The organism is Solibacillus sp. FSL K6-1126, from assembly GCF_038003445.1.
Taxonomy (GTDB): Bacteria; Bacillota; Bacilli; order Bacillales_A; family Planococcaceae; genus Solibacillus; species Solibacillus silvestris.
On record NZ_JBBOPD010000001.1, the window covers coordinates 2646931 to 2659398 of the forward strand.

15 protein-coding genes are annotated in these 12468 nt (G+C 37.9%); 2 read left to right on the forward strand and 13 right to left on the reverse strand.

Annotation, left to right across the window (positions count from 1 at the left end):
* Positions 1–89: 89 nt before the first annotated feature.
* The 11 genes from MHH44_RS13125 to MHH44_RS13175 form a co-directional block, all read right to left on the reverse strand.
* Positions 90–977: a signal recognition particle gene (locus MHH44_RS13125; RefSeq protein ID WP_340798815.1), complete on the reverse strand. Its 888-nt coding sequence runs from the start codon at positions 975–977 to the stop codon at positions 90–92.
* The gene (locus MHH44_RS13130) at positions 970–1446 is read right to left on the reverse strand and encodes an RNA polymerase sigma factor (RefSeq protein ID WP_340798816.1); all 477 of its coding nucleotides are present in this window, start codon (positions 1444–1446) and stop codon (positions 970–972) included. Before MHH44_RS13130 ends, MHH44_RS13125 begins: the two co-directional genes overlap by 8 nt.
* A gap of 189 nt (positions 1447–1635) precedes the next feature.
* A complete protein-coding gene (locus MHH44_RS13135; protein WP_008404313.1) occupies positions 1636–1818 on the reverse strand; it encodes a hypothetical protein in 183 nt (60 codons plus the stop codon).
* A 130-nt stretch (positions 1819–1948) separates the two neighbouring features.
* A complete protein-coding gene (locus MHH44_RS13140) occupies positions 1949–2659 on the reverse strand; it encodes a response regulator transcription factor (protein WP_340798817.1) in 711 nt (236 codons plus the stop codon).
* Between the two features lie 238 nt (positions 2660–2897).
* Entirely contained in the window at positions 2898–3551 is a 654-nt protein-coding gene (phoU, locus tag MHH44_RS13145; protein ID WP_008404318.1) for a phosphate signaling complex protein PhoU, read from the reverse strand.
* A 15-nt stretch (positions 3552–3566) separates the two neighbouring features.
* The gene (gene pstB / locus MHH44_RS13150) at positions 3567–4379 is read right to left on the reverse strand and encodes a phosphate ABC transporter ATP-binding protein PstB (RefSeq protein ID WP_008404320.1); all 813 of its coding nucleotides are present in this window, start codon (positions 4377–4379) and stop codon (positions 3567–3569) included.
* A gap of 16 nt (positions 4380–4395) precedes the next feature.
* Positions 4396–5220 (reverse strand): phosphate ABC transporter permease PstA, encoded by an 825-nt coding sequence (gene pstA / locus MHH44_RS13155; RefSeq protein ID WP_008404323.1) that lies wholly within the window; start codon positions 5218–5220, stop codon positions 4396–4398.
* Between the two features lies 1 nt (position 5221).
* Positions 5222–6136: a phosphate ABC transporter permease subunit PstC gene (pstC, locus tag MHH44_RS13160; RefSeq protein ID WP_008404324.1), complete on the reverse strand. Its 915-nt coding sequence runs from the start codon at positions 6134–6136 to the stop codon at positions 5222–5224.
* A gap of 21 nt (positions 6137–6157) precedes the next feature.
* Positions 6158–6988 carry a phosphate ABC transporter substrate-binding protein gene (locus MHH44_RS13165; protein ID WP_340798818.1) on the reverse strand — a complete coding sequence of 277 codons (831 nt, stop codon included), beginning with the start codon at positions 6986–6988 and terminating at the stop codon, positions 6158–6160.
* Positions 6989–7408: 420 nt separating this feature from the next.
* Entirely contained in the window at positions 7409–8362 is a 954-nt protein-coding gene (trhO, locus tag MHH44_RS13170) for an oxygen-dependent tRNA uridine(34) hydroxylase TrhO (RefSeq protein WP_340798819.1), read from the reverse strand.
* 338 nt (positions 8363–8700) lie between these two features.
* Positions 8701–9063 carry a VOC family protein gene (locus MHH44_RS13175; RefSeq protein ID WP_340798820.1) on the reverse strand — a complete coding sequence of 121 codons (363 nt, stop codon included), beginning with the start codon at positions 9061–9063 and terminating at the stop codon, positions 8701–8703.
* A gap of 308 nt (positions 9064–9371) precedes the next feature.
* On the opposite strand from MHH44_RS13175, the gene MHH44_RS13180 reads away from it, so the two are divergent.
* Together MHH44_RS13180 and MHH44_RS13185 are read left to right on the forward strand one after the other, a co-directional pair.
* Positions 9372–10007 carry a 2OG-Fe(II) oxygenase gene (locus MHH44_RS13180; protein ID WP_340798821.1) on the forward strand — a complete coding sequence of 212 codons (636 nt, stop codon included), beginning with the start codon at positions 9372–9374 and terminating at the stop codon, positions 10005–10007.
* Positions 10008–10062: 55 nt separating this feature from the next.
* Entirely contained in the window at positions 10063–10839 is a 777-nt protein-coding gene (locus MHH44_RS13185; protein WP_065215679.1) for a YqjF family protein, read from the forward strand.
* Between the two features lie 73 nt (positions 10840–10912).
* Here MHH44_RS13185 and MHH44_RS13190 read toward each other — a convergent pair whose 3' ends face one another.
* Both MHH44_RS13190 and MHH44_RS13195 read right to left on the reverse strand, forming a co-directional pair.
* Positions 10913–11536, reverse strand: coding sequence for a response regulator SirA (locus MHH44_RS13190; protein WP_340798822.1), 624 nt, complete (start codon positions 11534–11536; stop codon positions 10913–10915).
* A gap of 65 nt (positions 11537–11601) precedes the next feature.
* On the reverse strand, positions 11602–12429 hold the full coding sequence (locus MHH44_RS13195) for an HNH endonuclease (protein ID WP_340798823.1): 828 nt from the start codon (positions 12427–12429) through the stop codon (positions 11602–11604).
* Between the last annotated feature and the right edge of the window lie 39 nt (positions 12430–12468).

Genomic DNA, 12468 nt, shown 5'->3' on the forward strand with positions numbered 1-12468 from the left:
TCGTACGAGGGATAGCAATTGTTGTCAAAGTATTCTGAAAGGTACTAAAATTAAACAATCTAAAATTGGTATCCATAAATTCGATGTACTTAAATTAAGGGCCATAAAAATATATAAATATAAACACCTGCATATACTTTCACCAATACAAACTGGAATATGCGCCCTTTATTTTTGCCGTGCTTTACTTCTAATAGAATATTAATAAGTGCTGTCAGCAACAAAAACGAGATGAGCACAAACAGATGTAGTTGTGATGCAGAAATAAGTAAGATCAGGATTAATAATGTCAAAATTTCCACGACGCTTTGCCAATAGGTAGAATGCATCGGAATGTAACGTTTCGGATCATCCGGGTCACGCATCTTTTTTTTCACCTTACTCGTCGCAATCATTGCCAACGTCAGGAATACTATGCCAATAATTAAAGATAATGTTCGATCGGCCGGTTCATGTAAATTGATAATTTCCTGCAATGAATTTTCACTTAATAAATATATTTCCCCTGTATCGACATTACGATAATACGTTACTTCGCTTCCGGGGTATTCCTGTATACGCATCACCTGATCATCTTTAAAGCTTAGCCTGTAGCTTTGTTGAATATATGGGTCTTCTATTTTAATATCAGTTTGCTGAAACTGTTGCAGCGCTGTTTCAATCTCTTTTAATGTTTCTTCATTTTTCACTTTTCTCACACCAGCTTGAAAGATGGACTCTGGATTCCCTTCCCATTGCATAAAATAAACCGCTTGTAATGCACTACTATCCATATCATCAGAAGTGATTTGCTGCTTTTGTGGAAATGTACCGACTAAAAACAGCGAGATGCACGCAATCGCTATGATTACTGCCGGGATTTTCCAGTTAAAAGGTTTAGTGTTGAGGCGCTGCTGAATTTTATTGAAGTCCTCTTGCTTTTTTTCCGGATCGACATAAATCTTTTTAAAATCATTTAACTTTTCGTTTTCAAACATCGTCTTCCCCTCCTAACAGTTCCCGTAATGCCTTCAAGCCGCGTGCCATATTATTTTTCACCTTTACTTCACTGCAGGTCAAAATCATCGCTGTTTCTTTTACCGAATATTCTTCTATGTAGCGCAGCACAATCACTTCACGGTAATTCCATTTAATTTGCTGGAGTGCGGCATACAGTTTTTCATTTTCCGCATTTCGCTCGATTACTGCTTCCGGCAATTCTCCCGTTGCAACTGGCTCCGATTTCAATTGAAAAAAGCCAATAATTTTTTTCCTTCGATAATGGTCATAAACAAGGTTTCGGGCAATTTTCAATAAATAAGTCCGTTCATGCTCAGTATAATTTTTCTGATAAAAGCGGTAAAAGGTCTCCTGCAGCAAATCATGCGTTAAATCCGTATCATTTGTTAAATAACGTATGTATTTATAAACAGCGTCGTAATGCGCTTCAAAAATTTCCCGTCTCAACCTATCAGCCTCCTTACTTCTTAAAGACGATTAACGAATGATTTGGAATCACTTTTACATCATAATATAAAAAACCCCAACATTTACATGTTAGGGCACTGTTGCTTATAAATCTGAAATCATTTTTTAAAAATAAAATATCAGAAAAAACCGAAGCAAATTTTCGTTTGCTTCGGTCTTCCCTAACCATTACACGCCCATTTTACGACGGGTATTGCTCGTTTTCTTTGTTTGTTGACTTTTCATCTTTTTCGTTGATGTATCACCTTTTAAGTTACCTTTGTTGCCAGCTGCATTGTTTTTCTTTGCTTCCAGCTGTTGCTTCACTAGTTCCTGCAGGCTTAATTTCTTTTTCTCATTTTGTTCAGACATATTCAGACCTCCTCATCCATCTACTTTTTTAAGTATAAGCCGTTGCTGTTGCATTTGTAAAAGAAATGATGTAATTTCCAACATAAAAAAAACATCTTGAAACAATTGATCGCTCCAAAATGTTTTTTACCTATGAACTGTATGTCACTTCCTGTGAAGGAAAGTTGAAATAATAACCTAACCCGCTTTTTGTTTTGATCCACTTCGGTGAGCTCGGCTGTTCTTCAATTTTTTCGCGAAGCCTACGAATATGTACATCTACTGTACGACGATCCCCTTTTGTAAAGTCCAGTATATTAATAATCTCTTCACGTGATTTAATACTGCCCGGTTGCTCCAATAAATGAAGCAGCAGTTTAAATTCACGTTTTGTTAAAGGAATTTCCACTTCATCTTTGTACACTTTGAACATAATTAAATCTACACGGAACGGACCGATCAACATTTGGGAAATACGCTCTTGCTGCTGTAATTCCCTTTCGTATCGTTTTAAATGGATTCTTAAGCGTGTAAGCATTTCACGGAATCCAAACGGCTTTCGGATATATTCTGTCGCCCCCATTTCAAGCGCCAGTACAATATCCAATTCATCCGTACGCGCACTAATCATGATAATCGGAAAGTCATGATCGAAGCGGAATTGACGGCAAATCTCAATTCCTTCCATATCCGGAAGCATCCAATCGAGCAGCATCGCATCCGGTTCGAATGATTGAATAGCAGCCAGTGCCTCTTTTCCCGATCGTACACATTGGACTTCATAGCCGTCCTTTACTAAATAAATATGCAGTAAATTCACTAAATTTTCGTCATCTTCAACGACTAATATTTTTTTCGTCATTAATGATTCCCCGCTTCTCTAATCAATTACGCCTCGACGTAATTGTGTCCAGATTCGGTTTGCGTTCGCGCAAAGAATTTCTTACCGAATCTATGACAGCCGCCGGAGGCATTAACTTCTTTCAGCAGGCATTTGAATACCCGATGAAAATTGACCAAAAATTATGTTAACCTCTATCTATATATAAATGCACTCTGTGCTTACTGCTTCACCTAAGCATAAAATCTGTTGAAGGAAGTTAATTCAAATCAAATAGCTGCCCTTTAATAAAGTAAGCTGTTGACTCCGCCATATTAGTTATATGGTCTGCTGCACGTTCGACAAAGCGGTTAATGAACAACAATTGCAATGTTTGCTCAATCTCTTGAGGGCACTCTTTCAAATACTCAGTTAAAAGCGCATAGTTTTCATGATTATTGCGATCTACAATATCATCAAGCTCTCCAACTTTTTTTGCTAATGCGATATCCGCATCGATAAATGCCTTCATTGATTTTTTCAGCATATCCATTGCTACATTTTTCATTTCGACTAATGAAGTTTTTTCTAAAATCGTTTCTTCTTTGCTAATACGAATCGTTGCTTTTGCTGTATTTACAGCAAAGTCTGCAATGCGTTCAATATCCGAAGACATTTTAATAACACTGATAATTCGGCGCATGTCGCGGGCTACCGGCTGCTCTTTCGCCATCAGCCAAATTGCCATTTGATTAATTTCATTTTCCAGGTCATCAATATAGTTGTCCTCTTCAATGACATCCAGTGCCAACACCATATCCTGTTCCTGAAGTGCTTTAAATGCCTTTTCCATTGCAACAACCGTCATGTCGACCATTTCACCCATTTTGTCCTGCAGTTCAAGCATGTTCTTTTCGAAATTTTCGCGAATCATTCCAAAATCCCCCTTTTATCCGAATCGTCCTGTTACGTAGTCTTCTGTACGCTCATCTTTTGGTGTTGAGAAAATAACATTTGTATCATCATATTCGATGACTTCCCCATTTAAGAAGAATGCTGTCTTATCGCTAATACGTGCTGCTTGTTGCATGTTGTGCGTTACGATGACAATTGTATAGTCTTTTTTCATTTGTGTAATGAGTTCTTCTACTTTTAACGTGGAAATCGGGTCAAGTGCCGAAGTCGGCTCATCCATTAAAATGACGTCCGGCTTCATTGCGATGGCACGTGCGATACAAATACGCTGTTGCTGACCACCGGAAAGACCTAAAGCCGATGACTTCAGACGGTCTTTTACTTCATCCCAAATCGCTGCACCGCGTAAAGATTCTTCAACAATTTCATTTAGGAGCTTTTTGCTTTTAATCCCCTGCATACGTGGACCATAGGCAACATTGTCATAGATGCTCATCGGGAAAAGATTTGACTTTTGGAATACCATGCCGACTCTTGTACGGAGCTTGATGACATCGCTTGATTCATAAACATTTTCGCCATCAATATGAATATTTCCGATTACGCGTACACCATCGATCAGATCGTTCATGCGGTTTAATGTACGTAAAAATGTTGATTTACCGCAGCCTGATGGACCGATTAATGCCGTTACTTCTTTTTCTTTAATGTCCAGATTAACATTGAATAACGCTTGTTTTTCACCATAGAACAGGTTTAAATCATTTACTTTAATTTTTGTTGGTAAAGCGCCCGTAGAAGTCGTTGTTGTTTTAAAAATTGATGCTTCCGAAATAGTCATAGTCATATAGGTTTCGCTCCTTTTAATAGTCCGCTTTGTTTAATTTCTTCGAGATATATGTTGCCGTTAAATTCAATACTAAAATAATGACGATCAATACAATTCCGATTGCCGCTGCAAGTCCGATATCGCCTGCTTCCTGTGTTACTAAATAGGAGTGAACCGTTAATGTACGGGCAGATGAGAAAATACTTGATGGCATTGCCGCCACGGTACCTGCAGTCAGGAAAATGGCTGCCGATTCACCGACAATACGGCCGATTGATAAAATGATTCCTGATAAAATTCCAGGCATTGCACTTGGCAAAATAACTTTTATTAACGTTTGCAGTTTTGTTGTTCCTAATGCCAGTGAACCTTCACGATATGTTGCCGGCACTGTTTTCAAAGCTTCTTCTGTCGTACGAATAATGACCGGTAATACGATAATCGTTAATGTTAATGATGCAGCGATAATCGACATTCCCAACTTTAAGATTACTACGAAGAACACAGCACCGAATAAACCGTAAATAATCGATGGAATTCCTGTTAAACTTTCTGTCGCATAACGGATGATACGTACAAGACGTCCTTGTTTGGCATACTCGTGTAAATAAACGGCCGCCAAAATTCCGATTGGTGTTGCGATTAACAGTGAAATGACAATCGTTAAAATCGTTGTGACGATCATCGGGAATATTCCGCCGCCACCTGTTGGCGAATAATCACCAAATATAAAATCAAAACTGATATAAGAAAAACCTTTATAGAAAATATAGCCAACGATTACAACTAATACGGCTACTGATACGAATGCGGAACCCCAAAGTAAGCCGCGATACATATTGTCTTTAAATTGTCGCATGTTACTGAGCTCCCTTCGCTGTAATGCGTGCTAATACAAAGTTTAATATTAAGATGAATGAGAATAGTACAATCCCTGTTGCAAACAGCATTTCCTGATGTGTTCCCGCTGCATAACCCATTTCAAGCGCGATGTTTGTCGTCAATGGACGTACACTGTCTGTCAGGCTCGTCGGGATGACCAGCGAGTTCCCCGCTACTAAAATTACAGCCATCGTTTCACCTAATGCACGGCCCAATCCAAGAACGATCGCTGCCATAATACCTGACTTTGCAGCCGGTACAACGACTTTAAAGATTGTCCCGATTTGTGAAACACCTAGAGCAAGTGAACCTTCACGATATGTTTTCGGCACTGCACGAATCGCTGTTTCAGCAACTGTTACAATTGTCGGTAACATCATAATTGCCAGTACTAAAATAACAGCAATTAAACTCTGTCCACGAGCTAATCCTAAATTATCCTGTAAAAATGGAACGATAATCGCTAGACCAAATACACCGTATAATACTGACGGAATACCAGCCAAAAGCTGAATTGCCGGTGATACGATTTTAGCTACTGATTTAGGAGCAATTTCCGCCAAGAAAATTGCTGTTAATAATCCGATTGGTACCCCGATAACAAGTGCTCCGATCGTTGCATAAATTGACGCAACGATCATCGGGAAAATACCGAATTTATCTTCTGATGGTACCCAGTCGCTGCCAAATAGGAAGTCGAAGAAGCTATAACCGCCAGTTACGAATGGGTTTGCACCTTTATAAAATACGAATCCTACAATTAGTAGTAAGCTCACTACTGAAAGAAGCGCACATGCTAAAAATATTTTCGATGATAAGCTTTCTAAAAAGTATTTTCGCTTATTGCCTTTACTTATTTGCTGTTCTACTTCGTTTCTGTTTTGTGTGTTCACAAATTTATCCTCCAGCACTGATTATTTCGTTAATGGAATCGCTCCAGCGGCTTCCACAATCTCTTGTCCTTCTGCAGTTAAAATGAAATCCATAAACTTCGTTGCCGCCTCCGGTACACTCTTTTTATAAACGAATAAGAATGGACGAGATAATTTATAGTTACCATCCAATACATTGCCTGCTTCTGCCTTAACGCCATTAATGTCCATCGCTGAAACAGTTTCATCAATATACTCAAACGAGATGAATCCTACAGCATGTTTGTTCATCGCAACTGTTGTTTTAATATTTCCGTTCCCGCTTGCAACAATCGCATTGCGAATCAGTTGTCCAGATTCATAGCCGACGATTTCCTGGAAGGCATCACGCGAACCAGATCCGTCCTCACGTGATACAACTACGATTTCCATATCTTTTCCGCCAACTTCTTTCCAGTTGGTAATTTTGCCAGTAAAGATTTGCTTCACTTGTTCCATCGTTAAATCTTTAACCGGATTTGATGGGTGGGTAACAACCACAATCCCGTCATACGCAATGACCAGCTCCTGAATACCGGAGTCGATTTCTTCCTGCTTTAGATCACGCGAGGACATCCCGATTTGTGATACATCATTGATTGCATTTGTAATCCCTGCCGATGAACCGATTTGATTTATTTCAATTTTAACGTCTTCTGTTTCTTCATATTTTGCTGCTAATTTCTCTGCTAAAGGTCCAACTGATGTAGAACCTGAAATTGTTACTAAGTCTCCGCCGCCTGAAGAGGACTCCGTAGAATCTTCATTACTGCAAGCTGCTAATACTACCATTAGAATTGTTAACCCAATGAAGTAAAATGTTTTTTTCAACATACTTCAATCCTCCATCAACATGAATGTTTTCTACCTGCTTTAACAATACATACATAAAATTAATGGCATGTATTAAACATGTAAACCTTATGTAAATTATGAAGAACACGTCTTTTTATTATGTAAAATCAATCAGTAAAATCAGAAAATTTAAAATAAAACAGCCAATTTGTAAATATTTATGAGATTTATTAACAAACGAGAGGGATTTTTTATGAGGATTTAAATAATTATCAATGAAGGAAAATGAAATATGTCAATATTATGTTCAAAGGCTTAATGAATCATGTAAGAATTACAGAAAACAGACAATTTATGATGAATATTTAGAAAAATCTATTTACATTGCATTTACAATAGGGTGTTTTGTTTACAAAAAAGAAAAATGCATCTCTATTAAGAGATGCATTAAAAAATTTATTATACTGTCGCTTCAGCTTCTAATAATTCAATCGCTTGTTGTACTTGCTCTTCCGTTAAGTTATGACGGACGATATAGCGATTACGTTCATGTTTTGAACATTCGATTGTACAGCCGCCTAAATGCTTCGCTTCGTTTTCCTCTGATGCAATGATTTGCTCATTGCATTCAGGGTTCGCACAATTAATGTAGCGTTCACATGGTGTCCCATCAAAGTGATCACGCCCTACAATAACATGTTCCACCTGGTTAATCGGCACTGTCAGACGCTCATCGAATACGTACATTTGACCATCCCAAAGCTGACCTTTAGCAACTGGGTCTTTACCGTATGTTGCAACGCCTCCGTGCAATTGACCAACTTCACCAAAACCTTCACGCTTCATCCAACCAGAGAATTTCTCACAGCGAATTCCGCCTGTACAATAAGTTAAAACGTTTTTACCTTCGAATAATTCACGGTTGTCACGTACCCATTGCGGAGTATCACGGAAGTTCTTTACTTCTGGACGAATTGCGCCACGGAAGTGACCGACATCATATTCATATGTGTTTCGTACATCTAGTACGACTGTGTTTTCATCTTGCATTTCTTCCAGGAATTGTTCCGGTGATAAATAGCGGCCCGTTAATTCATGCGGATTCACATCTTCTTCCAGACCTAAGTTTACAAGCTCCGGGCGTGGACGTACATGCATTTTTTTGAACGCATGGCCTTCTGCTGGATCAATTTTGAAAACAATCCCTTTAAACAATGGATGTGCTTCCATCATATCGATATAGCTTTGTGTTTGCTCAATCGTACCAGACACCGTACCGTTAATCCCTTCATGGGCTACTAAAATACGTCCTTTTAAACCAATTTCCTTACAAGCAGCTAAATGCTCTTCTGAAAAAGCAGCTGGATCTTCAATCGTTGTGTAATGATAATACAATAATACTTGATAATTCATTTTTTTCACCTATCATTCAATATATTTGCAGGATATACCTGATAGTTTAAAACTACCTTACAATGATACGCGATTTCCGATAAATTTACCATCATTAATTAGGCGGAGCTTATTAGAAATAATTAACTATTCTTTTCAGTATTAGTATAATAGATGCAATATGAATCAGAATGGAGAGATTTTAAATGGGCTTTTTCAGCTTTGCACTTCTAATCATCATTACTTTTACCGCTTTGGCAATTGAGAGGATTTTAAAAGATATACGAACTCAGAATAACGAAATCATTGAACTATTATCAAAAAGTGATGCGGATAAACAAGAGTGAAATTGCAATCGATTAAATGGGTTGGATCATCTCTACTCTATTTCCGAAAGGGTCTCTAAATTCAAACCGTTCATAATGAGGAATAGGTACTGAATCCAAGATCTCAATATCATGTTCCATCAATACTTTTTTCCAATAAGAAATATCTTCAACTTCGTAGGCAAGATGTGCTTTAGTTGTTAGCCGATTAAAGCCTTCTTCTGTCCCTACATGTACTTCCTGATTCCCTACTTGCAGCCAAAAGCCTCCTCGCCCTTGTAGTGCAGAAGGTTTTGAAATTTCATTTAGACCTAATACTTTGCAGTAAAACTCTTTCCCTGCTTCCTTAGTACCTAGTGGAATTGTTATTTGTGCATGATGTAATCCAACAATCATTTACATTCCTCCATTTCTTTCTCTTCTTCCATTATCTTACTTAAACTATGCCATAAATAAAATGTTAGGTTATTTATGTAAATCAATAATTTTTTCTTATCCTTCTTAACTGCTAATTTATTTTTTTACAAATACTAGAACTTAGGGATCAGGCATAAAATTTTTTTAATATATTCCTGCTACTTAAATACCATTAAATTGAATTAAATGGTATAATATGTATCGGAGTAGAAATACATTCTTTTCATCATATAAGGGTGAGAGTGTTTTTGTACTAACTTAGAAGCCATTGCGGAAGGATATAACATATGACAACAGAAGTTTCCATTTTACCTATTCAATCTGTTTATTCAATTGACAATCGAACGATAACAGCAGAAGTTCTGCATGAAGAACCGCTCATTGTAAAGTTTTTAAATGTTTTAAGTGATGAGGAATGCCAGAATTTAATCGATTGTGCTTCTTCGCGTTTGGAAAGATCCAAATTAGCAAAAAAAGAGATAAGTTCAATTCGTACGAGCAGTGGTATGTTTTTTGAGGAAAATGAAAATTCGCTTATTTCCGAAATTGAAAAACGGATTAGCAGCCTGATGCACCTTCCAATCGAACATGCTGAGGGTCTACAAGTTTTACATTATGAACCGGGCCAGGAATTCAAACCACATTTTGATTTTTTTGGTCCAAATCACCCTTCGAGCAGTAATAATCGCATTAGCACGTTAGTAGTCTACTTAAATGATGTGGAAGAAGGAGGCGTTACTACGTTTCCAAATCTAGGTATTGTAAATGTACCAAAGAAAGGTACAGCGGTTTACTTTGAATATTTCTACAATGATCAAAAATTAAATGAACTTACCCTTCATTCTGGTGAGCCAGTAATACAAGGCGAAAAATGGGTTGCTACTCAATGGATGCGGAAAAAACAAATCCGCGAACGTTTATAAGTCAAAATGAAGGAAATTATATAAAATACGATAGATGTGAAAGAAGTGACTTGCTATGGAGGAACTCCCAAACATACAAGAAAACAAATGGGATGACAGCCATCGTCCTTGGCCGCTGCCAAATTTACCGTGGGGAATGAAGCAAACATGGAGCGATCTGTTATTCGCCCATTATCCGGTGAAATACGAGGTTTTACGGAAGTTAGTTCCAGAATCACTGGAATTAGATTCTTATGAAGATGTGTACTGGGTTGGGGTTGTCCCTTTTCGTATGTCAGGTGTGAGGTTTCGAGGGTTGCCGCCAATTCCCGGTACCGCTACATTTCCGGAACTAAATGTGCGCACCTATGTGACGATTGATGGAAAACCCGGCGTATACTTTTTCAGTTTGGATGCGGATAATTGGCCGGCTGTAAAAGGTGCCCGCACATTTTTTCATTTACCGTATCACTATGCAAAGATGGATATTAAAAACTTTGGTGATACAGTACTGTTTGAAAGCAAAAGGCGCAATCGATCAGACATTGTATTCGCGGGCAGCTATAAACCCGTTTCCGCACCATTTATTGCGGTAAAAGGCTCCTTTGAAGAATGGATGACCGAGCGTTACTGCTTCTACACATTAAATGCTTCAGATCTCCCGGTACGCTGTGATATTTTGCACCACCCTTGGATTTTACAAGAAGCAGAAGGCGAAATTACCCTTAATACAACGCTGTCCAAGCAAGGGATTATTGTGGAAAGTGATCAGCCGATCCTGCATTTTTCAAAAAAAATTGACGTTCGTGCATGGCCATTAGTACATCCTGCTACCGGACGACTGCATTTTTAAATAAAGGGAAGATCGTCAACTTTTCCGAAAAGCAAAAACGCAACCCATATTATATGAGTTGCGTTTTTTTATTTTATAAACCGCATTTCAGCTGTGCACCACAGTTTGTACATGTGTTACACCCGCCCATTTCTTCTACCGTACCTTGACGGCAAACCGGGCATGTATTGCCAACTTCCGAACCAATTGTCACGTCTGTATCTGTTAATGGTTTAATTGTATCCACTAGCACAACTTGACGCTTCACTTGGTCTTCTGATTGTTTTAATTCTTCAAATTCCAATTGCTCATCTGAATTTGCCTCTTCAGCTTTTAATGTTAATACTTGTGTGTCACGGGAACCGTCAACATACACCGTACCACCTTTTGCACCGCCGCGGTATAGACGCTCGTACACTTTTTGCACTTGCTCTACTCCATAGCCTTTTGGCGCATTTACTGTTTTGGAAATAGATGAATCAATCCAGTTTTGAATAATACATTGAACATCTGCATGGGCTTCCGCAGAAAGCTCCATTGAAGATTTGAACCATTCCGGTAAGTTATTTTCATCCACACCCGGGTTGGCATCTAAATATTCTTTTACGATTTCAGCTTTTACTTCAATAAACTTCCCTAGACGACCTGAACGGTAGTAAGTGAAGCTGAAGTAAGGTTCAAGCCCTGTTGCAACTCCGACCATTGTACCTGTACTCACTTTTGTTACTCTCTAATTTTAGAGGGCGGGACTATTATCACCCGCTCCATATGTCGCCATATGGGTCAGACTATATCATCAACCATTCTAGAATGTCTCTTTCGATGACACGGGGATTCACATAGAGAAATTAAATTTGAAAGCTGATTCGCTTTCTTCCAATCCCCGTTAAATTGTTTAAAAGGAATAATGTGATGTACGGAAAGCTCTTGTCCATACTCTGCTTCTGTAATTCCGCAATCCTGGCAAGTATACTCATCTCTTGCTCTAACCTTCCTCCGTTGGCTATACCAATTAGGTCCATAATATGAAACCTTACCACCTGTCCATGTACCACTGTTAGCACCAGCAAACATTTCTTTCTCCGCATAATAAGTGGACATACATGCTACAGTACAAAAGTTTAATTTTCTAATAGTAGAGGGAGTTTTTTCAAATTTCTTATGACAATTACTACAAGAAACAATAATTCGATTACGATATTGTTCCTTTCCTCTAATACCATTAGCTTTTCCTAAACATTCCTTAGAACAAAACTTTGCTGTATGCTCACGATTTTTAGGCACAATAAACATCTGATGACAGGTTAGACATTTAACTTCAACATCTTTTCTTAAATGCTGATTAAATAAATGACCATTTTGTATTTGATATAGTTTTTTGCAATTTATATTGCAAAAGTTTGTTTTATTAATATTAGAAGGTTTCCTCAATATTTGTTGTTTACAATAAGAACATGGAATCAATATCTTTTTTGACATTTCACTCCAAATTTGAGGCGGATTACTTTTTTGATACTCTGTTTTACAGATTCTAGAACAATATTTCTTCCGTTCAAATTGACTGGGTTTTACATTAATTTCTTTTCCACATTTAAGACAATTCTTTTTCATCGAATCACCCTTCAACTGTTTTATTAATTATAAAACAAG

Excerpts from the sequence above, each read along its gene's own strand:
- MHH44_RS13125 (WP_340798815.1), bottom strand. The coding sequence starts at position 977 with ATGTTTGAAAACGAAAAGTTAAATGATTTTAAAAAGATTTATGTCGAT.
- MHH44_RS13135 (WP_008404313.1), bottom strand. The coding sequence starts at position 1,818 with ATGTCTGAACAAAATGAGAAAAAGAAATTAAGCCTGCAGGAACTAGTG.
- MHH44_RS13140 (WP_340798817.1), bottom strand. The coding sequence starts at position 2,659 with ATGACGAAAAAAATATTAGTCGTTGAAGATGACGAAAATTTAGTGAAT.
- phoU (WP_008404318.1), bottom strand. The coding sequence starts at position 3,551 with ATGATTCGCGAAAATTTCGAAAAGAACATGCTTGAACTGCAGGACAAA.
- pstB (WP_008404320.1), bottom strand. The coding sequence starts at position 4,379 with ATGACTATGACTATTTCGGAAGCATCAATTTTTAAAACAACAACGACT.
- pstA (WP_008404323.1), bottom strand. The coding sequence starts at position 5,220 with ATGCGACAATTTAAAGACAATATGTATCGCGGCTTACTTTGGGGTTCC.
- MHH44_RS13165 (WP_340798818.1), bottom strand. The coding sequence starts at position 6,988 with ATGTTGAAAAAAACATTTTACTTCATTGGGTTAACAATTCTAATGGTA.
- trhO (WP_340798819.1), bottom strand. The coding sequence starts at position 8,362 with ATGAATTATCAAGTATTATTGTATTATCATTACACAACGATTGAAGAT.
- MHH44_RS13175 (WP_340798820.1), bottom strand. The coding sequence starts at position 9,063 with ATGATTGTTGGATTACATCATGCACAAATAACAATTCCACTAGGTACT.
- MHH44_RS13180 (WP_340798821.1), top strand. The coding sequence starts at position 9,372 with ATGACAACAGAAGTTTCCATTTTACCTATTCAATCTGTTTATTCAATT.
- MHH44_RS13185 (WP_065215679.1), top strand. The coding sequence starts at position 10,063 with ATGGAGGAACTCCCAAACATACAAGAAAACAAATGGGATGACAGCCAT.
- MHH44_RS13195 (WP_340798823.1), bottom strand. The coding sequence starts at position 12,429 with ATGAAAAAGAATTGTCTTAAATGTGGAAAAGAAATTAATGTAAAACCC.